Source organism: Pantoea sp. PSNIH1 (assembly GCF_007680655.1).
GTDB classification, from domain to species: domain Bacteria; phylum Pseudomonadota; class Gammaproteobacteria; order Enterobacterales; family Enterobacteriaceae; genus Pantoea; species Pantoea eucrina.
In genome coordinates this window covers 120,093-142,034 of the sequence record NZ_VEIP01000008.1, presented here as the reverse complement: position 1 = coordinate 142,034, position 21,942 = coordinate 120,093, and the positions used below count along the sequence as shown (strand labels likewise).

20 protein-coding genes and 1 riboswitch are annotated in these 21,942 nt (G+C 57.8%); of the genes, 10 read left to right on the top strand and 10 right to left on the bottom strand.

Going from position 1 to position 21,942, the window contains the following annotated elements:
- Positions 1–12: 12 nt before the first annotated feature.
- Positions 13–1,863 (top strand): dihydroxy-acid dehydratase, encoded by a 1,851-nt coding sequence (gene ilvD / locus FS690_RS16345; protein WP_039381124.1) that lies wholly within the window; start codon positions 13–15, stop codon positions 1,861–1,863.
- Positions 1,864–1,867: 4 nt separating this feature from the next.
- Positions 1,868–3,415 carry a threonine ammonia-lyase, biosynthetic gene (gene ilvA, locus FS690_RS16340; RefSeq protein WP_145339912.1) on the top strand — a complete coding sequence of 516 codons (1,548 nt, stop codon included), beginning with the start codon at positions 1,868–1,870 and terminating at the stop codon, positions 3,413–3,415.
- On the opposite strand, the gene ilvY is transcribed toward ilvA, so the two are convergent.
- Positions 3,416–4,297 carry an HTH-type transcriptional activator IlvY gene (gene ilvY, locus FS690_RS16335; protein WP_039381119.1) on the bottom strand — a complete coding sequence of 294 codons (882 nt, stop codon included), beginning with the start codon at positions 4,295–4,297 and terminating at the stop codon, positions 3,416–3,418.
- A gap of 164 nt (positions 4,298–4,461) precedes the next feature.
- On the opposite strand from ilvY, the gene ilvC reads away from it, so the two are divergent.
- Positions 4,462–5,937, top strand: coding sequence for a ketol-acid reductoisomerase (gene ilvC / locus FS690_RS16330; RefSeq protein WP_039381116.1), 1,476 nt, complete (start codon positions 4,462–4,464; stop codon positions 5,935–5,937).
- 300 nt (positions 5,938–6,237) lie between these two features.
- On the opposite strand, the gene FS690_RS16325 is transcribed toward ilvC, so the two are convergent.
- The 3 genes from FS690_RS16325 to FS690_RS16315 all read right to left on the bottom strand — a co-directional run bounded on the left by FS690_RS16325 (position 6,238) and on the right by FS690_RS16315 (position 9,830).
- Positions 6,238–7,572: an MFS transporter gene (locus FS690_RS16325; protein WP_108570161.1), complete on the bottom strand. Its 1,335-nt coding sequence runs from the start codon at positions 7,570–7,572 to the stop codon at positions 6,238–6,240.
- A gap of 287 nt (positions 7,573–7,859) precedes the next feature.
- Positions 7,860–8,861, bottom strand: coding sequence for an inner membrane protein YhjD (gene yhjD / locus FS690_RS16320; RefSeq protein ID WP_104085987.1), 1,002 nt, complete (start codon positions 8,859–8,861; stop codon positions 7,860–7,862).
- Between the two features lie 69 nt (positions 8,862–8,930).
- Entirely contained in the window at positions 8,931–9,830 is a 900-nt protein-coding gene (locus FS690_RS16315) for a LysR family transcriptional regulator (protein ID WP_104085988.1), read from the bottom strand.
- A gap of 115 nt (positions 9,831–9,945) precedes the next feature.
- Here FS690_RS16315 and FS690_RS16310 point away from each other — a divergent pair, with 115 nt between their 5' ends.
- Complete coding sequence (locus FS690_RS16310) at positions 9,946–10,704, top strand: SDR family NAD(P)-dependent oxidoreductase (protein ID WP_104085989.1); 759 nt, start codon at positions 9,946–9,948, stop codon at positions 10,702–10,704.
- 26 nt (positions 10,705–10,730) lie between these two features.
- On the opposite strand, the gene FS690_RS16305 is transcribed toward FS690_RS16310, so the two are convergent.
- Entirely contained in the window at positions 10,731–11,579 is an 849-nt protein-coding gene (locus FS690_RS16305; RefSeq protein ID WP_039381103.1) for a PhzF family phenazine biosynthesis protein, read from the bottom strand.
- Between the two features lie 107 nt (positions 11,580–11,686).
- On the opposite strand from FS690_RS16305, the gene FS690_RS16300 reads away from it, so the two are divergent.
- Positions 11,687–12,310: a glutathione S-transferase family protein gene (locus FS690_RS16300; protein WP_039381100.1), complete on the top strand. Its 624-nt coding sequence runs from the start codon at positions 11,687–11,689 to the stop codon at positions 12,308–12,310.
- Here the strand turns inward: FS690_RS16300 and FS690_RS16295 are convergent.
- Complete coding sequence (locus tag FS690_RS16295) at positions 12,307–13,767, bottom strand: PLP-dependent aminotransferase family protein (protein ID WP_255471507.1); 1,461 nt, start codon at positions 13,765–13,767, stop codon at positions 12,307–12,309. The two genes, FS690_RS16300 and FS690_RS16295, sit on opposite strands and share 4 nt — an antisense overlap.
- Before the next feature lie 135 nt (positions 13,768–13,902).
- Between FS690_RS16295 and FS690_RS16290 the strand changes: the two genes are divergently transcribed.
- A complete protein-coding gene (locus FS690_RS16290; RefSeq protein WP_108570165.1) occupies positions 13,903–14,490 on the top strand; it encodes a LysE family translocator in 588 nt (195 codons plus the stop codon).
- Positions 14,491–14,525: 35 nt separating this feature from the next.
- Here the strand turns inward: FS690_RS16290 and mqo are convergent, their stop codons facing one another.
- Both mqo and FS690_RS16280 read right to left on the bottom strand, forming a co-directional pair.
- Positions 14,526–16,136 carry a malate dehydrogenase (quinone) gene (gene mqo / locus FS690_RS16285; protein ID WP_104085993.1) on the bottom strand — a complete coding sequence of 537 codons (1,611 nt, stop codon included), beginning with the start codon at positions 16,134–16,136 and terminating at the stop codon, positions 14,526–14,528.
- A 498-nt stretch (positions 16,137–16,634) separates the two neighbouring features.
- The gene (locus FS690_RS16280) at positions 16,635–16,880 is read right to left on the bottom strand and encodes a DUF1158 domain-containing protein (protein ID WP_039381087.1); all 246 of its coding nucleotides are present in this window, start codon (positions 16,878–16,880) and stop codon (positions 16,635–16,637) included.
- Positions 16,881–17,164: 284 nt separating this feature from the next.
- On the opposite strand from FS690_RS16280, the gene mntP reads away from it, so the two are divergent.
- From mntP to FS690_RS16260, 4 genes are all read left to right on the top strand, one after another.
- Positions 17,165–17,737 (top strand): manganese efflux pump MntP, encoded by a 573-nt coding sequence (gene mntP / locus FS690_RS16275; RefSeq protein WP_039381085.1) that lies wholly within the window; start codon positions 17,165–17,167, stop codon positions 17,735–17,737.
- Positions 17,738–18,096: 359 nt separating this feature from the next.
- Positions 18,097–18,933 (top strand): fumarylacetoacetate hydrolase family protein, encoded by an 837-nt coding sequence (locus FS690_RS16270; RefSeq protein WP_071669293.1) that lies wholly within the window; start codon positions 18,097–18,099, stop codon positions 18,931–18,933.
- A 56-nt stretch (positions 18,934–18,989) separates the two neighbouring features.
- Positions 18,990–19,063, top strand: a riboswitch (Fluoride riboswitch).
- Between the two features lie 86 nt (positions 19,064–19,149).
- Positions 19,150–19,527, top strand: coding sequence for a fluoride efflux transporter CrcB (gene crcB, locus FS690_RS16265; protein ID WP_145339910.1), 378 nt, complete (start codon positions 19,150–19,152; stop codon positions 19,525–19,527).
- 56 nt (positions 19,528–19,583) lie between these two features.
- Entirely contained in the window at positions 19,584–20,381 is a 798-nt protein-coding gene (locus tag FS690_RS16260; protein WP_071669260.1) for a sugar phosphate isomerase/epimerase, read from the top strand.
- Here the strand turns inward: FS690_RS16260 and FS690_RS16255 are convergent.
- Together FS690_RS16255 and FS690_RS16250 are read right to left on the bottom strand one after the other, a co-directional pair.
- Positions 20,378–20,983 carry an alpha/beta hydrolase gene (locus FS690_RS16255; RefSeq protein ID WP_094112041.1) on the bottom strand — a complete coding sequence of 202 codons (606 nt, stop codon included), beginning with the start codon at positions 20,981–20,983 and terminating at the stop codon, positions 20,378–20,380. The genes FS690_RS16260 and FS690_RS16255 overlap by 4 nt on opposite strands.
- Positions 20,984–20,992: 9 nt before the next feature.
- Complete coding sequence (locus tag FS690_RS16250; protein WP_039381074.1) at positions 20,993–21,934, bottom strand: glutathione S-transferase family protein; 942 nt, start codon at positions 21,932–21,934, stop codon at positions 20,993–20,995.
- Between the last annotated feature and the right edge of the window lie 8 nt (positions 21,935–21,942).

The following is a 21,942-nucleotide window of genomic DNA, read 5'->3' as shown; positions in this document are numbered from 1 at the left end:
AGTAAATAGAGCATGCCTAAGTACCGTTCAGCCACCACCACCCACGGCCGTAATATGGCGGGTGCCCGTGCCCTGTGGCGCGCCACCGGAATGACCGATGATGATTTCGGCAAGCCGATTATTGCGGTAGTGAACTCATTCACACAGTTTGTACCAGGGCACGTGCACCTGCGCGACCTCGGCAAGCTGGTTGCAGAGCAGATTGAAGCAGCGGGCGGTGTGGCAAAAGAGTTCAACACCATCGCGGTAGATGATGGTATCGCCATGGGACATGGCGGCATGCTGTATTCACTTCCGTCACGTGAGCTGATCGCCGACTCCGTAGAGTATATGGTCAACGCCCACTGCGCGGATGCGATGGTCTGTATCTCCAACTGCGACAAAATCACCCCGGGCATGCTGATGGCGGCACTGCGCCTCAACATTCCGGTGATCTTTGTCTCCGGCGGCCCGATGGAAGCGGGGAAAACCAAACTCTCCGACCAGATCATCAAGCTGGATCTGGTAGATGCGATGATTCAGGGGGCGAACCCCAACGTCAGCGACGCCGACAGTGAGCAGATTGAGCGCTCAGCCTGCCCAACCTGCGGCTCCTGCTCCGGAATGTTTACCGCTAACTCCATGAACTGCCTGACAGAAGCGCTGGGCCTGTCACAGCCGGGCAACGGCTCGCTGCTGGCCACCCACGCCGATCGTAAAGCGCTGTTCATCAATGCCGGTAAACGCATTGTGAGCCTGACCAAACGCTACTACGAGCAGGATGACGCCAATATGCTGCCGCGTAATATCGCGACCAAAGCAGCATTTGAGAACGCCATGACGCTGGATATCGCCATGGGCGGCTCCACCAATACCGTACTGCATCTGCTGGCGGCGGCGCAGGAGGGCGAGATCGACTTCAATATCTCCGATATCGACCGCCTGTCACGTAAAGTACCGCAGCTGTGTAAAGTGGCGCCCAGCACTCCGAAATATCATATGGAAGATGTGCACCGCGCCGGCGGCGTAATCGGTATTCTTGGCGAGCTGGATCGGGCTGGCCTGATTGACACCAGCGCGCGCAATATTCTGCAGCAGACGATGCGTGAAACGCTGGATCAGTACGACATCATGCTGACGCAGGACCAGGCCGTAAAAGATATGTTCCGCGCCGGTCCGGCGGGCATCCGCACCACGCAGGCTTTCTCGCAAAGCTGTCGCTGGGACACGCTGGATGACGATCGCGCTGAGGGCTGTATCCGTACGCGCGAACACGCCTACTCACAGGATGGCGGCCTGGCGGTTCTGTACGGTAACCTGGCAGAAGATGGCTGTATCGTTAAAACGGCGGGCGTCGATAAAGAGATCCTGACCTTTAAAGGGCCGGCTAAAGTCTATGAAAGCCAGGATGATGCCGTTGAAGCGATCCTGGGCGGTAAAGTGGTGGCCGGTGATGTCGTCGTCATTCGCTACGAAGGGCCAAAAGGGGGGCCGGGCATGCAGGAGATGCTTTATCCGACGACCTATCTGAAGTCGATGGGCCTTGGCAAAAGCTGCGCGCTGATCACCGATGGGCGCTTCTCTGGCGGCACATCCGGCCTCTCTATCGGCCACGCCTCGCCGGAAGCGGCAAGCGGCGGCACCATTGCGCTGGTAAAAGATGGCGATCTGATTGAGATCGATATCCCGAATCGCGGCATTAAGCTGGCGGTACCGGATAATGAGCTGCACGCCCGTCGTGAAGAAGAAGCTGCGCGCGGAGAAGCCGCCTGGACGCCGCATAATCGCGAACGTCAGGTCTCTTTTGCGCTGCGTGCTTACGCCTCACTGGCGACCAGCGCGGATAAAGGCGCAGTGCGCGACAAGTCGAAGCTGGGAGGCTGATGGTATGGCTGAGTCTCAACCCCTGTCTGCGTCGCCTGGCGGCGCGGAATACCTGCGTGCCATTCTGCGTGCGCCGGTTTATGAAATTGCGCAGGTAACGCCGCTGCAGAAGATGGAGAAACTCTCATCAAGGCTCGGCAACACCGTTCTGGTGAAACGTGAAGATCGGCAGCCGGTGCACAGCTTCAAGCTGCGCGGTGCCTATGCGATGATCGCCGGATTAAACGAAGAGCAGAAAGCGCGCGGCGTGGTGACCGCTTCTGCCGGTAACCACGCGCAGGGGGTTGCACTCTCAGCCAGCACGCTGGGAATTAAATCGCTGATTGTCATGCCGGTCACCACGGCGGATATCAAAGTCGATGCGGTGCGGGCGTTTGGCGGCGAAGCCTTTCTGTTTGGCGCAAATTTCGATGAGGCGAAAGCCAAAGCGATTGAGCTGGCGCAGCAGCAGGGGTACACCTTTGTGCCGCCGTTTGACCATCCGGCGGTGATTGCCGGGCAGGGCACGCTGGCGATGGAGCTGCTGCAGCAGGATGCGCATCTTGATCGCGTATTTGTTCCGGTTGGCGGCGGCGGGCTGGCAGCCGGCGTGGCGGTGCTGATTAAACAGCTGATGCCGCAGATCAAAGTCATCGCGGTGGAGTCTGAAGACTCCGCCTGCCTGAAAGCTGCGCTGACGGCGGGCGAGCCGGTGGATCTGCCGCGCGTCGGGCTGTTTGCCGAGGGCGTGGCGGTGAAACGTATCGGCAGCGAAACTTTCCGGCTCTGCCAGGAGTATCTCGACGACATCATCACCGTTGACAGCGATGCCATCTGTGCGGCGATGAAAGATCTGTTTGAGGATGTGCGGGCCGTGGCGGAACCCTCAGGTGCGCTGGCGCTGGCGGGAATGAAAAAGTATATCCAGCAGCACGACATCAAAGGCGAGCGCCTGGCACACGTGCTGTCGGGCGCCAACGTCAACTTCCACGGCCTGCGCTATGTTTCCGAACGCTGCGAGCTGGGAGAGCAGCGGGAAGCGCTGCTGGCGGTGATCATTCCTGAACAGCAGGGCAGCTTTCTGACGTTCTGTCAGACGCTGGGCGGCCGATCGGTCACGGAATTCAACTACCGCTATGCGGATGCGGACAGCGCCTGCATCTTTGTCGGCGTGCGTCTGACGCGCGGCCTTGAAGAGCGCAGCGAGATCATCAGTCAGCTTACTGAAGGGGGCTACCAGGTGGTGGATCTCTCTGATGATGAGATGGCCAAGCTGCATGTGCGTTATATGGTCGGCGGGCGTCCGTCAAAACCGCTGCGCGAGCGGCTGTTCAGCTTTGAGTTCCCGGAGGCGCCGGGCGCGCTGCTGAAGTTTCTGCAGACGCTGGGCGCGCACTGGAATATCTCACTGTTCCACTACCGCAGCCACGGCACCGATTTTGGTCGCGTGCTGGCGGCATTTGAAGTGAATGATAAAGAACCCGATTTTGAAACTCACCTGACGGCACTGGGTTACGAGTGGCACGATGAGGCGAATAATCCGGCGTTCCGTTTCTTTCTCGCCGGCCAGTAATCAGAGCAGGTGCCAGAACGCGTGAATCAGCGGCTCCCCGAGCCGCTTTTTTTGTACGCAAACGCCCAGCTGCAGTGGCGCCACTGACTCCACGTTCTCCAGCGTCATAACCCGGTTTCGCACCGGCTCAGGGCTGTTCTCCAGCACCACATCCGGCACCAGCGCAATTCCGCAGCCCAGCGCCACCATAGAGATAATCGCCTCATGGCCCGCCACCGTAGCGTAGATCTGCGGATTAGCGAGACGATAGCGCCGGAACCAGAGATCGATGCCGCGCCGCGCCGGTCCCTGATCCGGAATAATAAACGGGATCTGCGACCAGTCGGGCTCCGTCTGCGTGGCCTGGCTGCGTACCGGGCAGGGCAGCGCCGGTGCAATCAGCACCAGCGGGATCAGCCCCAGCGGTGTAAAGCCGATGCTGGCGGGCAGCGACTCCGGCCGGCCGGCGATGGCCAGATCCGCCTCGCCAGACTGCACCATCTCAATGGCGTCCGCCGCGTCGCCGGTCGTGAGCTTGATCTCCACCTGCGGATGTTCAGCGCGAAAGCGATCGAGAATCGGCGGCAGATGGCTGTAAGCGGCAGTCACCGAGCAGAACAGACGCAGCTCACCGCTTAGCGAGGGGCCGTTGAGATCCATGACGTGACGCAGCTGCTGATACTGCAGCAGCGTCTGCTGGGCAAACTGGCGCAGCCGCTCACCCGCTTCCGTCAGCGTCACGGTGCGGTTATCACGCAGAAACAGCGCATGGCCGACATCCTCTTCCAGCCGCTGGATCTGGCGCGACAGCGTAGAGGGGCTGACGTGCATGGCGCGTGCCGTACGGCCAAAATGGCAGCTTTCTGCCAGATGAAGAAAGAGTTTTAAATCGCGTAAATCCATCCGGGATCTCCTGACATTTCGTATTGCAAAAATTGCAACGTAACGTTGTTAATATATCAATTTAAGCAATGGATTTCCTGTCATATGATGGGGTCATTCGCAGCGCTGAAACAGGCGCCGCTATCAGACAATAATGCAAACACAACATTGATGCGGAGTACCCCATGGCTAACTACTTCAACACATTAAACCTGCGCAATCAGTTAGCGCAGCTGGGCAAATGTCGCTTTATGGCGCGCGATGAGTTCGCCGATGGCGCCAGCTTCCTGAAAGGTAAAAAAGTAGTGATCGTGGGCTGCGGCGCACAGGGCCTGAACCAGGGGCTCAATATGCGCGACTCCGGGCTGGATGTAGCCTATGCGCTGCGTGCAGAAGCGATTGCAGAGAAGCGCGCCTCGTTCCGCAAAGCAACAGAAAACGGTTTTAAAGTCGGTACCTATGAAGAGCTGATCCCGCAGGCGGATCTGGTGGTTAACCTGACGCCAGACAAACAGCACTCTTCTGTTGTGAAGGCGGTTCAGCCCCTGATGAAAGATGGCGCTGCGCTGGGCTACTCGCACGGCTTTAACATTGTTGAAGTGGGCGAAACCATCCGCAAAGACATCACCGTAGTGATGGTGGCACCGAAGTGCCCGGGTACAGAAGTGCGTGAAGAGTATAAACGCGGTTTTGGTGTTCCGACGCTTATCGCCGTGCACCCGGAAAACGATCCGAAAGGCGAAGGCATGGCTATCGCGAAAGCCTGGGCTGCGGCTACCGGCGGTGACCGCGCAGGCGTGCTGGAATCCTCCTTTGTAGCGGAAGTAAAATCGGATCTGATGGGTGAGCAGACCATTCTGTGCGGTATGCTGCAGGCGGGTTCGCTGCTCTGCTTCGACAAGCTGGTGGCTGAAGGGCACGATGTCGCCTATACCGAAAAACTGATCCAGTTCGGCTGGGAAACCATCACTGAATCACTGAAGTTTGGCGGTATTACGCTGATGATGGATCGCCTGTCTAATCCGGCAAAAATCCGTGCCTGGGCGCTTTCTGAGCAGCTGAAAACGATCATGGCTCCGCTGTTCCAGAAGCATATGGATGATATCATCTCGGGTGAATTCTCCTCCGGTATGATGGCTGACTGGGCGAACGATGATAAAAACCTGCTGACCTGGCGTGAAGAGACCGGTAAAACGGCGTTTGAAAATGCGCCACAGTTTGAGGGCAAAATCGAAGAGCAGGAGTACTACGACAAAGGCGTGGTGATGGTCGCGATGGTAAAAGCGGGCGTTGAGCTGGCGTTTGAAACCATGGTAGATGCCGGCATCATTGAAGAGTCTGCATACTATGAGTCGCTGCATGAGCTGCCGCTGATTGCTAACACCATCGCACGTAAGCGCCTGTATGAGATGAACGTGGTGATCTCCGATACCGCTGAGTATGGCAACTACCTGTTCTCATTCGCCGCTGTACCGCTGCTGGAGGAGTTTATGACCACGCTGCAGCCGGGCGATCTGGGCAAAGCGACAGAAGGCACTCAGGTTGATAACGCACAGCTGCGCGACGTTAACGAAGCGATTCGTCAGCATCCGATTGAAACCGTTGGTCGCAAGCTGCGTGGCTACATGACCGATATGAAACGTATCGCGGTAGCTGGCTAAGTTCCCACCGACAATTTTCAGCCTTATCAAACCCCGGCCTGCCGGGGTTTTTTATTGCGCCACACCTCCCGTAGGGGCGCCATTAATGGCGCCCAACGCCGCACCGTCCCGGCACAACGGGCCGCATAAATGCGGCCCCTACGAGATATATCCTGTAGGGGCGCCATTAATGGCGCCCTGGTACAAAGGGCCGCATAAATGCGGCCCCTGTACGATATACCACGCGCCGCACCGTCCCGCGGCATTACGCAATAAAAAACCCGGACTGGCCGGGTTTTTATGCTGCATCAGGATACGCGTTTACGCCGCATCATACAGCGTCTGGTGCCGCGTCTCTTTACAGGCGATCAGGGCAATCAGCGTCAGCACCGCCATGGCGGCAAGATAGAAACCCACTGCCTGCAGGCCATAGTTTGCATTGAGCCAGGTGGCGATATAGGGTGCTACGGACGCTCCCAGAATGGATGACAAATTATAAGAGAAAGAGGCACCGGTATAGCGCACTTCGGTCGGGAACAGCTCCGGCAGCAGCGCACCCATCGGGCCAAACGTCAGGCCCATAATGCTCAGGCCCAGCAGCAGAAAGCCCATCACCAGAATCTGCGAGCCGGAGCCGAGCAGCAGCGGGAACATCAGCGCAAAAGCGATAATCATCAGCGTAATAGTGATCATCGTTCTGCGGCGACCAAAACGATCGGCCAGCAGACCGGCAATGGGCACCATCACGCCAAATCCGATTACCGCCACCATCAGCATCCACAGGAAACTGTTGCGCGAGTAGCCCAGTCCGACCGGCGCCGGGGCGGTGCCGTAGCTCATCGAATAGACGGTCATGATATAGAACAGCGTGTAGGTCGCCAGCATGATAAAGGTGCCGAGTATGGTCGCCGTCATATGTTTGCTCAGCAGCGTGCCAATAGGCATACGCACCTGCTTCTGCTCCTTCTGCACTTTGGCAAAAACCGGACTCTCATGCAGCGAGACGCGCACGTAGAGGCCGATTAGCACCAGTACTGCAGAAAGGATAAACGGCACGCGCCAGCCCCACTGCATAAACTGCTCGTCGGTCAGCAGCCAGGAGAGCAGCAGGAACGTACCATTGGCAAAGAAAAAGCCAATCGGCGCGCCCAGCTGGGGGAACGATCCATACAGCGCGCGCTTTTTCGCCGGCGCATTCTCCGTTGCCAGCAGCGCGGCACCGCCCCATTCGCCGCCCAGTCCCAGCCCCTGACCGAAGCGCGCCAGCGCCAGCAGCAGTGGCGCGGCAACGCCAATGGTTTCATAGCCAGGCAGCAGGCCGATCAGCACCGTTGAGACGCCCATCGTCAGCAGTGAAGCGACCAGCGTCGCTTTACGACCAACGCGGTCGCCAAAGTGGCCAAACACCGCTGAGCCGATTGGCCGCGCGACAAAGGCGATGGCAAAGGTTGCCAGCGACTGCAGCGTCGCAACCGTGGCGTCCCCCTGAGGAAAGAAAATATGCGGAAAGACGATAACCGCTGCGGTGGCGTAAATATAGAAATCGAAGAACTCGATAGCCGTACCGACCAGAGAAGCTACGACAACTTTACCGCGTGAATTGACCGGCGCTTGGTCGTGCAGCGCGTCAGGTGTTTCTGTGATGGAGGCTTGCATAAATGTTTCTTAATTGTAAATGTAAACCAGAAATATTACGCACCTGGTATGCGGCATTCAATGAGCAAAAAGCGTCGCAAAACGACGATTTTCGGCGAAAAAGAGGATAATGTCTGAGTTAAGCGGAATGGTGGCGAATGGCAGCGGCAGGAAACGTTTTTCTGGCGTGAATCGCTGCTAAACCGCTAAATAAAAGTGACTGGCTGGCGTTTCCTGCTGGCGGGAGCGCTAAAATTCGCCAGCAGGAAACAGGTTTTACTGTTCAGGTGGTTGCCCTGTGCCCGTTGTCAGGAGGGCTGGCGCGGCTGCGGCATCTCCGTATCACCTTTATATTTCGCCGTGGCGATCCACGCGGCGCAAAACAGCGTCAGGCGGGCAAAGAAGTAGAAAAATGCCATCAGGCCGAGTACTGAACCAAAGGCAGCGCCTGAAGGAGAGGTCGCCAGCTTCGGCAGCGTCAGCGTCATAACAAATTTAATCACCTCAAAGCCGATAGCTGCCAGCAGCGTGCCGCGCAGCAGCGCTCTTTTACGCGGCTTATGGCGCGGCAGGATCCAGAAAATCCACAGGAACAGCAGATAGTTCGCCAGCACGGAGATGGAGAGGGCAATAATTGTCATCACCGGACGCAGCCAGTCGATGCCATCCAGCCCCAGCGCGCTGACGATCGCTGCCTGAGCCGCACCGGCAATGGACGTCAGCGAAAGGGTGATCACCAGCGCCAGCATCAGCCCCAGGAGTGAGAAGAGATCGCGCAGATATTTCTTCCAGAACACCTCTTTATCATCCGGCGTCCGCTCCCAGACATCGCGCGACTGCGCGCGGACCGCTTCGCGCAGGTTGCCCATCCAGTTGATACCGGAATAGAGAGCCAGCAGCAGACCGGTCAGACCCACGGTAGCGCGCTGCTGAATCGCAGTGTTCACGGTATTTTTTAACGTGGTGGCGAGCGTAGGATCGCTGATGCTGCTGACAATTTTGTTAATCAGCTCTGACAGCAGATCCTGATTAGAGGCCAGCACAAACCCCACGGCGGCAAACGACACCATCAGAATCGGGATCAGCGATAAAAAGGAGAAGTAGGTGATCGCCGCGCCAAACTGGCTGCCCAGCCGGTCATTAAAGCGATCCAGCGCCCGGATAAAGTGCGCGACGGCCGGAATAGACTGAAACCACGTGGCGAAGCGCGACACGCGACGAATTGAGCCATCCACGGTTTTGTTACCGGTGTGGATATCGATCAGCGGCTTTGAATCGGCGGCTGACTCCTGGGTTGTTTTGTCTGTCATAGACGATAGGCATCCTGTTCACTGCGAAACTGAAATTATATACCGTAAATAACGGCGGCGGCGGATGTGTCAGGTGACATACTCCTGCAGCACCTGGCTCAGCCACTCCATAAACACCCGCACGCGGCGCGCCACGTTGCGGCGGTGCGGATAGAGCAGCGTAATCGGCATCGGTTTTGCCGGAAAAGCGTGCAGCACCTCCACCAGCTGACCCGACTCCAGCAGCGGCTGAACGCCCATTGCCGGCACCTGAATAATGCCCAGTCCGGCGAGGCAGGCGGCACGGTAGGTTTCAGTACTGTTTACCGTCACCACGCCGCCGGTCTGCACATAGTGACACTGGCGGCCATCGAAATATTCAAATCCCGGCGCAGGCTGACCCAGCTGCTGGGTATAGTGCACCATGGCGTGCTGCGACAGCTCCTCCAGCCGTATCGGACGGCCAAAGCGGGAAAGGTAGTCGGGACTGGCGCAGTTGATCAAGGCATAGGTGCCAATTTTTCGTGCAATCAGACCGGAATCTTTCAGCTCGCCCACGCGCACCACGCAGTCAAATCCCTCCCGAATCACATCCACCTGGCGATCGCTGCTGCTCAGCTCAATCTCAACGCCGGGATAGTGCTGCAGAAACTCCGGCAGGCGCGGCAGAATAAAGCTGGTGGCCATCGCCACCGACATATCGACCCGCAGCTTGCCGCTCAGCGTCGCCGGGTCATGCTGAAACAGACTGTCCATATCCTCCATCATCGACAGCAGATCGAGGCAGCGATCGTAATAGACCAGTCCATCCTGGGTGAGGTGCACGCGCCGGGTAGTGCGATGCAGCAGGCGCGTGCCCATCTGGTTCTCCAGCGCCTGCAGCTGACGCGACACGCTGCCTTTTGGTAAACCCAGACTTTCAGCGGCGCGGGTAAAACTGCCCATCTCCGCAACGCGTACAAAAACCTGCATTGCATGAATTTTATCCATATTGTTCACCGATTGTTGTTGTTATTGAAACAGTGCTGCGCAGTTATCTGCGTTTATAGATCACTTCGGTTTGAATATCTTTATCAGGAGTTCACTTTTTCAGCAGGAGAGAGTTATGAGTCACAAAATAGCGCTGATTACCGGCGGAAACCGCGGCCTGGGACGTAATGCAGCCCTGAAACTGGCCGCACGCGGCACGCATATTGTGTTTACTTACCGAAGTCACGCTGATGAAGCGCAGAAAGTGGCAGAGGCGATCGAAGCGCTGGGCGTGCAGGCGGCTGCGCTGCCGCTGGACGTTGGCGACAGCAGCCAGTTCGCTGCCTTTGCACAACAGCTTACGCAGACGCTGCAGCGCGTCTGGCAGCGCGACCGGTTCGATTTTCTGGTGAATAACGCCGGTCATGGTCACTATCAGCTGCTGACCGATACCACCGAGGCGGAGTTTGATGCGCTGGTCAATGTGCACCTGAAAGGCCCGTTTTTTCTGACCCAGGCGCTGCTGCCGCTGCTGAACGACGGCGGCCGTATTCTGAATATCTCCAGCGGGCTGACCCGTATCACGCAGCCTGGCTCCGGAACCTATGCCGCAATGAAAGGCGCCATGGAGGTGCTGACGCGCTATCAGGCGAAAGAGCTGGGCGCGCGCCGCATTCGCGTCAATATTCTGGCACCGGGCGCCATTGAGACTGACTTTGGCGGCGGACGGGTGCGCGATACGCGTGAACTTAACGCGCAGATTGCGTCCGTCACCGCGCTGGGGCGGGTCGGGCTGCCGGACGACATCGGGGACGCTATCTGCATGCTGCTGAGCGAGGAGAGCGGCTGGATCACCGCCCAGCGCATTGAAGCATCGGGCGGTCAGGCGTTGTGATCGCCTGCTGACGTAAGAGCGGCGCGTCAGAGCGTGATGGTACCGTCGATAACCGTTACCGTCTGGCCGCCGATCCAGATCGCCTCTTCCGTATAGGTAACGTCAATACGGCCGTTGCGCTGGATCGCGCTGCCCTGGCGCGCCCGGTAGCTGCGCGTCTGGCCCTGGGCCGCCAGGTAGCGAGCCAGACAGGCGTTGGCGCTGCCGGTGACCGGATCTTCAGTCAGGCTGCCATTCTCCACAAGCAGCGCGCGGACCTCATACTGCTCCGGTTCCCCCGGCGGCAGCGCGCCGAAAATCAGCGCGCCGCTGACGCCCGCCCGCTGCTGCAGCTGCTGCAGATCGGCCACGGAAGCCGTGACGTCGACGACCGCCTGCGCGCTGCTGAGCGGGATCAGCAGCCAGCGAATACCCATATCCGCTACGGCAGGCGACTGCGTCAGATCAAAGGCCTCGCTGTTAAGCGCGCGGCTCATCAGCGCATCGCTGAACGGCGTCAGGGTTGCCGCAGGGGCAGCGAATGCCAGTGCGCCATCGGCGGCGATACGCACCTCAACCAGTCCGACGCCGCACTCCTGAACAATACAGCCGGCGTTTTTCCGCGGCCAGCCCGCTTCCAGCAGCGCATGGGCTGTACCCAGCGTCGGGTGACCGGCAAACGGCAGCTCACCCGAAGGGGTAAAAATGCGGATGCGATAGTCCGCCGCGCTGCTCTCTGGCGGTAGCACAAACGTGGTCTCTGACAGATTGGTCCAGCGCGCAATCGCTGCCATCTGTTCGTCAGCTAATCCCTGTGCATCCATAATCACGGCCAGCGGATTTCCCCGAAATGCCGTTGCGGTAAAGACATCCACCTGTTTAAACGCCACTCTCATAACAATTCCTTTTCTGTCAGCCAATATGTGGAATGATACCCTGCGCATGGTAAAAGCGCGCTAACAGGGCTATGAATAGATTAATAATTCTGCAGGCGGAGTCCGCGATGTTAAAAATTTTAGGCCGTAAAACGTCAATCAACGTGCGCAAGGTGCTGTGGCTCTGCGCTGAGCTGAATATCACCTATAAGCATGAAGCCTGGGGCGACGAGGGTCTGTCGCTGCATGCACCGCAGTTTATGGCGCTGAACCCCAACGCCCTGGTGCCGGTCATCATCGACGACGGGCTGGTGATATGGGAATCCAACGCTATTCTGCGCTACCTGGCCAACAGCTACGGTGGTGCATGGCTCTATCCGGAGGAGCCGCGCTTACGCGCGCCGGTGGATCAGTGGATCGACTGGCAGGCTACCGAGCTTAACACCTCCTGGCGCTACGCCTTTATGTCGCTGGTACGAAATTCACCGGCGCATCAGGATCCCCGTCTGCTCGCAGCAGCGGTGAAAGGCTGGACGCACACCATGGGGATACTCAATCAGCAGCTGGAAAAATCGGGCCGCTATGTGGCCGGGCGTCACTTTAGCCTGGCGGATATTCCCATTGGACTGGCCGTAAACCGCTGGTTTGAAACGCCGCTGGATCACCCCGATTTTCCGGCAATACAGACCTACTATGAGCGGCTGACCGAGCGCCCCGGATTTACCACCTGGGGACGCAACGGCACGCCTTAAGACGCAGCAGGGGCAATGCCGCTCATTTCGCACGCCAGAACACCCGTGCGCGCTAAGGCACGGGTGTAACGCGCGTCGAACGGATAACAGCAGGAGAGGCGCAGCGCATGCCGGTAGCGTTCGCTCAGCGTGTAGAGCGCGCCTGGCGTGACGCAGATCTGCTCCTGCAGCAGACGATTAAACAGCAGCACGGTATCAATCTTACCCGGCAGCTCGACCCAGAAGACAAAGCCACCGCGCGGCAGCGTGGCGCGTGTTCCCTGCGGAAAATGGCGCGCCAGAATGCCCCGCGCCGCATCCAGATTTGCCGCATAGCGCCGGCGCAGCGAGCGCAAATGATGATCGTACCCCCCGCTGGCGAGGAACTCTGCCAGCGTCTCGCTCAGCAGCCGCGATTCAGTCATCGACGAGACCGCTTTCAGCCGCGCAATGCTGGCATGAAACCGGCCCGCGGCGGTCCAGCCGATACGAAAATCAGGCGCCACGGTTTTGGTAAAGCTGGTGCAGTAAATCACCCAGCCATCGCGATCGAACGCCTTAACCGGCGGTGACAGCGGCCAGTCAAACTGCAATTCATCGTAGAGCCCGTCTTCAATCAGCGGAATGCGATAGTGATTCATCAGCGCAGCGAGCCGTTTTTTGTTCTCCAGCGGCATCACGTAGCCCAGCGGGTTTTGCGCGCCCGGCATAGCGATCAGCGCCTGAATGCGCTGTTCCTGCAGCAGCATCTCCAGCGCGTCCAGCGAAAGACCGCGCTGCGGATCGGTGGGGATCTCCAGCGCTTTCAGTCCGAGCGAGGCGAGCAGCGGAAACAGGAAAAAATAGGTGGGGGATTCCAGTCCGATACAGTCGCCGGGCTGCGTGACAGCGCGCAGCGCCAGCTGCAGCGCCTCCATGCAGCCGTGGGTCAGGGTAATCGCCTGAGCGGTAAGGTTCAGTCCGGTATGCACGCTGCGCCGGGCGATCTCCTCGCGCAGCCGCTCGCTGCCGGGAGGCAGCGCATAACGACCGATAATGTCGCCCTGGCGCCGGATCAGCGCGGCGGTGATACGGCCCAGCTTCGCTGAAGGAAAAAGCTCACTGTCCTGCGGACAGGCCAGCGAAATATTGGTGTAGTCGGGATTATTCTGCGCGGCAAAAACCTGTTCAATCAGCGCCAGCTTCTGTGCATCCGGATCGCCACTCTCTGCGGTGGGCGGCTGCGGCTGCAGCGTAACGGCAGGCAATACGCCGCGAACGTAATAACCTGACTGCGGCCGCGCCTCAATCAGGCCGCGATCTTCCAACAGTTGCCAGGCGCTGATCACGGTATTTACGCTGAGCTGGTGCGACTGCGCCACTCGCCGGATAGCGGGCAGGCGGGCACCCGGCCGCAGCGAACCCTGATGAATAGCGTCGGCAAATTTTGCTGCCAGCTGCTGGTAGCGCGGTTGATCGTCAGTAAACGCGAGGGACACAATGGCCTCCGGAAGTGACAGGTACAAAGCAGAGAAAGTATGACTGTACCCATTACAATACTGAGTTACTGTCTCTGTTGCCATTGCGGTGACGGCATTACGATGGAGTCAGCTTATTCAGTCCGGAGAACGTCTATGCTCGATCCCGCCTTTTTCAGTTATGTCACCATCATGTCTATTACGCCCGGCCCGAACAATCTGCTGCTGGCCACATCAGGGGTCAATTTCGGCTTTCGTCGCACGCTGCCAGTGCTGGGCGGTATACTGCTCGGCTGCGCGCTGCAGATGCTGCTGGCAAGCGTGGCGCTGGAGCTGCTGCTGACGTGGATGGCAGCCGTACGCCTGCCGCTGACGCTGGCGGGCTGCGGCTATCTGCTGTGGCTGTCATGGAAAATTTTTCGCGCCGGTGCGCCGCAGGCCAGCGCCCGTCCGCGTCCGATGACGCTGCTGGGCGGCGTGGCTTTTCAGGCGGTTAATCCCAAGGCCTGGCTGATGGTCACAAACGTTGCGCTGCTTTACGCCAGCAGCAGCAACGTCTGGCTGGTGCTGACCGGTTTTGCCGCGCTCAATCTGCCCTGCATTCTGCTCTGGGCAGCGCTGGGCGATCGGCTGCGGACGTACCTGCAGACGCACTGGAAGCGGCGCCTGTTTAACACGCTGATGGCGCTATCGCTGCTGGCAACGACCGGCTGGATGGGGTATGACGCGCTGAGCGCAATATAGAGCAGGTGCGCCGGGCGGCGCACCTGAGCAGTCAGCTATTTGCCGACCACGTGAGCGGTGATCCGCGCTTCGTCGTTTGCCGCGTGCGAGGTGATCACCGGCTCATATTCCAGCTGCAGTATGCGACTGGTATCGGCCAGTACTTTCTCAGTCAGCGCCACGTCACCATTGAGCTTGCGGCCCCAGGACGGAATAACGGCCCGGATTTTAGTCTGCCACTCCGGTGAGCGCATCTGCTCAGGGAAAGCTTTTGCCATCAGCTCCAGCATAATCGGTGGCGCGGTCGATGCGCCTGGTGAGGCGCCCAGCAGCGCAGAAATAGAGCCATCAGCAGACGTCACCACTTCAGTGCCGAGGCGCAGCACGCCGCCTTCCAGCTCATCATTTTTGATGATCTGCACGCGCTGGCCCGCCGTGACCAGGCGCCAGTCTTCCTGTTTCGCCTGCGGCACATAGGCGCGCAGCGCCTCCATGCGATCGGCATCGCTCTGCAGCACCTGATCAACCAGATATTTCACCAGGTCAAAACTCTTCAGGCCGACCTGCATCATCGGCAGCAGGTTGCTGGTGTTCATCGCGCCAAACATATCCAGCAGCGAACCCTGTTTCAGGAACTTAGTGGAGAAGGTGGCGAACGGGCCAAACAGCAGCACCTGTTTGCCATCCAGCACGCGCGTATCAACGTGCGGCACTGACATAGGCGGTGCGCCGACGCTGGCTTTGCCGTAGACCTTGGCCATATGCTGCGCGACCACATCCGGATTTTCAGTGACAAGGAAAGAGCCGCCTACCGGGAAGCCGGCGTAACCTTTGACCTCAGGAATGCCTGACTTCTGCAGCAGCGGCAGCGCCGCACCGCCGGCACCGATAAACAGCTGGCGGGTAATCAGGGTGCGCTGTTCACTGGTATCCAGGTTCATCAGCGTAACCTGCCAGCGGCCATCGTTCAGGCGCACCAGGTCACGCACTTCCTGCCGCATACGCAGGCGGAAATGCGTTTTTTTCTCCAGGGCGGCGATCAGCTGACGCGTCACTTCACCAAAGTTGACGTCTGTACCCATATCGGTCCAGGTGGCGGCTACCTTCTGCTGCGGATCGCGTCCTTTCATCACCAGCGGGATCCACTGCGCAATCTGATCGCGATCTTCGGAATAGTGCATACCGCGGAACAGCGTGCTCTTCTGCAGCGCCTGGAAACGCTTGCGCAGGAAGTCGACGTTAGCGTCACCCCAGACAAAACTCATGTGTGGCGTGGTATGGATAAAGCTTTTGGGATCCTGCAGGTTGCCTTTCTGCACATGATGCGCCCAGAACTGACGCGACATCTGGAAAGATTCGTTGATGGCTACTGCTTTAGCGATATCGATCGAACCATCCGCCTTTTGCGGCGTGTAGTTAAGCTCCGCCAGCGCGGCGTGACCGGTACCGGCATTATTCCAGCCGTTAGAGGATTCCACTGCGACGTCATTCAGACGCTCAACCATTTCAATGGACCAGTCTGGCTCCAGCTCCTGCAGCCAGGTGCCGAGCGTAGCGCTCATGACGCCTGCGCCAATCAGCAGGACATCAACTTCTTTCCGTTCCTGACGTTTTGCACCATCCATTGCAGCGCTGCTCAGCGCCAGGTTTACCGCAGTGTTGCTCATGAGGCGACATCTCCTCTTCTGTTGACCTGAAGCTCAACAGGTTGGCAGGCAAAATAGCCGCGCGGCTTACGCGCGCTGCGCTATCTCAAAGGGTTAAGACTCAGGTTAAGCCAATGGGGCGATAACGGTTAACTACACGTTATGCATATGCTTCTGAATATAACATTCTCGTATTGGAATTAAACGTTTGTTTATTTTTTAAATGCCGAAATGATTCAGCATAAGAATTAATCAGCCTGAGCGGCAGCTTATAAGATATTTTTATCCGCTAATCAGCAGGTTATGCAGATATCAATGTTATGTAATTGTGACGAGGTCGCAGAGGTTGAAAGTTGAACAGTGACAGGTATCACAAAATAACATTCTGAATAATAAGAAATATTTATGGTGAGCTGGAAACGGGGATTTTTTGTTGCGTGATATGTCGCCCGTTTGTGTAAAAATAGTGTTACATTTCTGTGATTCTGATTTTAACGGGCGAAGCGTTTGAGAGAAGGGTCAGCGCATCTGAAACCAGCGACGCCAGATAAAACGGATAACAAAAAACTCCAGCGTGCCAAGCAGCAAAAACCACAGGCAAAATACCAGCGTATAGAGCTGGTTGAGATCCTGGAGGTGTAAGCTCTGCTGCAGTCGCTGCGCCCATATCAGACCAAAAGAGGGGGCGGGCAGCAGAAGCGCCGAAAGAAAGCCCAGCAGCAGGATCCCGCCTGGAATAATCAGTGTTTCGAAAGGGTTTTTCATCGCTCTTTTCCTGTCAATATTGCGCGTGCATTAGCGCATAAAAGGGACGGGCAGTGCAATCTGTGAATCAGATGACGCCAGGAAATTTCTGCGATTCCATCAACTTAGCGTTAAAAATAGCGGCAGTTAAGAGTTATAGCCTTTGCTATACTTAAACCCCTGATTTTGTTGTCTTTTTTTTGGGGTATTTGCATGCTAGACTGCGCGCACTTTTTTATGACTGACTTATTAATACGAACAAAGCAGAGGATTTACGCATTTGTTCGCTAACTGGCTAAAAACCCATGACATTCATCGCAACCCTGATCCTGGCTTTTGGCATGTCAATGGACGCCTTTGCCGCTGCACTGGGTAAAGGTGCGTCGTTGCACCGTCCGGGAATAAAAGAAGCCTTACGCACTGGCCTGATTTTTGGTGCCATCGAAATGCTGACGCCGCTGATCGGCTGGGCAATCGGCCTGGCGGCCAGTCACTACATCATGGCGTGGGATCACTGGGTGGCCTTTGGTCTGCTTAGCGTACTGGGCGGCCGTATGATTATGGAAGGTTTCCGCCAGACAGCAGATGAGCCCTGCGAAGCGCCGCAGCAGCACGGCTTTATGGTGCTGGCGCTGACGGCGGTTGCCACCAGCCTTGATGCGCTGGCCGTCGGCGTCGGTCTCGCTTTCCTGCAGGTTAATATCCTGTTCACCGCGCTGACCATTGGTGCTGCAACCACGCTGATGGCGACAACCGGTGTGCTGGTGGGACGCTTTATCGGCCCGGTGCTGGGCAAGTGGGCAGAAGTGCTGGGAGGTGTGGTCCTGATCTGTATCGGCAGCACGATTCTGATCGAGCATCTGGGATTGATGAGCTGAACGTTAATTTTGTGATCTGGCTCAAATAAAATTGCATGAAAAACGCGCTGCCGCTATAATTTGCGCGTAATTTTTCAACAATATTTGAGTCAGGTGTTTCATGAAAGCTTTTTTCCGTTATGTGTTTCGCGCCTATGTCGCAACCTTTAAACACGTACCGCCGGGCGCGCTTTCTTAAGCGTCCAGAGTTACCCTCGATAATCGCCTTCAGGGATCGAAGGATGATTATCACCTCTCATCTTTGTCCTTTCCCGCACGCAGACTGACACAAACCTTCACCACTTTCTTTGCAGGTCATACCGCATTTCTGGCTGGCTTTTGATACGCTGCGCGCCATTTCTTATTATAACGAGGCGGTTATGCAGCTTTGCAGTTTTTATCTGATTGATTGTGCACGCAAAAGCTATGGCATCGTGCAGAAAGAGGGTGTGGTCGATCTGGGGCTGCGCTTCGGTGACGTCTGTCCCGACCTGAAAACCCTGCTGGCGCGCGGTGGTATCAGCGATCTGGCCGCATTTGAGCATCTGCCAGCGGATCATGCGTTTAGTGCCATTCGTTTTCTGCCGGTCATTGAGCAGCCGGGAAAAGTTTTCTGCGTCGGCATGAACTATGCCGATAAACGTAAAGAGTTTGCGGAAACGCTGGAAGCGCCCACGCTGTTTGTCCGTTTCGCTGACTCACTGGCGGCGCACGAACAGCCGCTGCTGAAGCCTGCGACTACCGCAGAATTTGACTACGAGGGCGAGCTGGCTGTGATTATCGGCAAAGCCGCCTCGCAGGTGTCGGCAAGCGACGCGCTGGCGTATGTGGCGGGCTATAGCTGCTTTATGGATGCCACTGTCCGCGATATGCAGTTTACCTGGTTTACCGCCGGAAAAAACTGGCAGCAGACCGGCGGCTTTGGCCCGTGGATGACCACGGCTGATGAGATCCCCGATCCGCAGCAGCTGGCGATCAAAACCTGGCTTAACCAGCGCGAAGTGCAGAACGACACCACGGCCAGTATGGTGCATCCGGTGGCGAAAATTATTGAGTATATCTCTGCGTTTAGCCCGCTCTCGCCGGGAGACGTTATTATTACCGGATCGCCCGGCGGCGTCGGCAAAAAGCGTACGCCACCGCTGTTTATGTTCCCGGGTGATGAGATTGAAGTGGAGATTGAAAAAATCGGTCGTCTGCGTCACCGGGTGGTCTGACCGTAACCCGGCGCTGCTGCCGGCAGGGTGATCGTTTACCGGCGATAGCGTATTATCTCAGCACGGGTGATGGCGTACCACCCGATCCAACCGCCGCTGTTTTCAGATGGCTGATGACGCCTGACTATACGCTTATCCCTGCGCGGAGAGGGCGGCGGGTCAGGCGTTTTTCGTTTCCTGCTGCCGTTACGCGCGCTTCATTCCGGAGATCAAATTATGCTGAAGTCGCTGTGTGCCGTAATCGTCGGCGGAGCTGCTGGCTGCACCCTGCGCTGGCTTATCTCGCTACGTTTTAACGCGCTGTTTCCTGATTTGCCGCCAGGCACGCTGATCGTCAACCTGGTGGGCGGTTTCATTATTGGCGCCGCTCTGGCGTGGTTTATGCGTTACCCACAGCTCGATCCGGCATGGAAACTGCTGATCGTCACCGGTCTGTGTGGCGGACTGACCACGTTTTCTACCTTCTCAGCAGAAATTGTCAGCCTGCTACAATCAGGTAAATACCTGTGGGCAATGTCGAGCGTGATGGTGCATGTCGTGGGTTCGCTGCTGATGACCTTTGCGGGCTTTGCAGTGGTTAACCTGCTCGGCTGAGCGCCCGCCAGCGGCCCGTCAGGGAGGATTCTGTTCAGACGCAAAGGAGCGTAACCATGCCGGGCAATCCACTTTTTCTTAATCTGGTCCTGCTGCAGGGCGAGCCTGCAGCAAAGCTGCGCGCGGCGCAGGATGCAGGGTTTGATCAGGCTGAAATCTGGCGCGAGGATGTAGAAAAGATGGAGACGGCGCACTTAGCGCACTCCGCGATCCGTTTCACTAATCTGCAGGTGCTGCGCGATTTTACCGGCGCGCCGGACAGCGAGCGCCAGCAAAAGCGTGAGGAGCTGCAGCAGTTTATCCGGCTGGCGCGTGCGATTGGCTGCGACACCATCCAGGCGCCTGCCACCACGCGACAGGATTGCATCCCGGAACGCATTGATGACGATCTGCGCTGGCTGGCGGCGGAAGCGGCGCGCCATGAGATGCGCATCATGTATGAGCCTATGGCGTGGAGTAGCGTGGACAATACGCTGCCGCTTGCCTGGCAGCGCCTGCAGCGTCTTGATCTGCCTAATGTTGGCCTGGTGGTGGATCTGTTTCATATCTGCGCGCTGGGTGGTGACGCGTCGCACCTTGAGGGCATCCCGGCCAGCCGTATCTATGAAGTCCAGCTGTGCGATATGGCTGAACAGCCGCCGCAGAATAATCAGGCGCTGAGCGACTATGCGCGTCACCAGCGGCTGCTGCCGGGCGACGGCATTATTGATGTGGCCAGCTTTGTCAGTCGCCTGCAGCGAGCCGGTTATGCTGGTCCGGTTGGCATTGAAGTATTCAATGACCAGCTGAAAGCGCAGCCGGCGGCAGAGAGCGCACGGCGCGCCTGGCAGGCGCTGAATCGCTGCTGGCGCTAATCCTGCAGGCACTGCGCAATATAGGTTACCGCCTCTCTTGCGCCCTGCGGCGAGATGGTGTGGCCGGTGGTGGCTTCGAAAGCGGCCGTTACGTTAACGCCTGCCGCCTGTAACCGGCTGACGGCGGACGCTGTTTCGCTGAAGGGGATCACCTCATCCGCTTTGCCGTGGATCAGCAGCGCGGAAGCGCAGGGCTGCGGGGTTAGCGGTTCGTCGAATGCCAGCCGGCCGGAAAATGCCACCACGCCGGCCAGCGGGTAGCGTCCTGAAGCCAGTGCATCCAGCGCCATGATCGATCCCTGCGAGAAGCCGACCAGAATAACGTTTTCCCAGGCATCCGGCATGCCGTGCTGCGCCATCAGGCGCTGCAGCGTATCATCAAATGCATCGCGCGCCGCACGCACGCGCGCCGGACGATTCTCCGGCGTAACGCCGGTCAGGCTGAACCACTGATAGCCCATCGCATGCTCAAATGGCCAGGGCGCGTCGGGGGAAGCAAACGCCACGTCGGGCAGCAGCCCGCTCCAGTGCTCCCCGAGCACCGCCAGATCGTCACCGCTGCTGCCAACGCCATGCAGAAAAATAACCAGTGCTTTTGCCATGCCTGCTCCTTAAAAACCGTACGCTGCCATATCCGGCCCGGCGGGCACGATGCCGTTGGGATTCAGAGCGTTAATCGAATAGTAGCCCTGTTTGATATGGTCCATGTTCACCGTCTGTCGTATGCCCGAGACCGCCAGAACGCTTTTCAGATAGCGATCCAGCAGCGGATAGTCGCACAGACGACGCAGGTTGCATTTGAACAGGCCATAGTAGGCGGCGTCAAAACGAATCAGCGTGACAAACAGCCGGATGTCGGTTTCAGTCAGGCGTTCGCCCAGCACAAAGGTACGGCCATCTTTCAGCAGCGCTTCCAGCTCGTCCAGCTGCGCAAAAACGTCGCTGAAAGCCTGCTGATAACTTACCTGGGTAGTGGCAAAGCCGGTACGATAAACGCCATTATTTAACCGGGTGTAGATCGTTTCATTCAGCGCATCGATCTCCGTGCGCAGATCGGCAGGATAGAGATCCAGGCGATCGTCAGCCAGATCGCCAAAGCCGCTGTTCAGCATGCGCAGAATATCGGCCGACTCGTTATTGACGATAGTCTGCGTCTTTTTATCCCACAGCACCGGGACGGTGGCGCGTCCGGTAAAAGCGGCATCGGCGCGGGTATAGAGTTCATGCAGATACTCAGCCTGGTTCAGCGTGTCGCGCTGCGCCCCCGGATAATCGCCAAAGCGCCAGCCGGCGCTGCCCAGCTGCGGTTCAACCACGGAAACAGTAATCACCTGTTCCAGACCTTTCAGGCTGCGCGCAATCAGCGTACGCGATGCCCACGGGCAGATCAGCGCCACGTAGAGATGGTAGCGATCCGGCTCTGCGGCAAATTCGGTTGTGCCATCAGCACTGATCCAGTGACGAAACTGCGAGGTCTGTCGTACAAATCCACCCTGCCGATCGGTGGCCTGTACCGGATGCCAGGCTTCACTCCATTTGCCATTCACTAACATAACGCTGC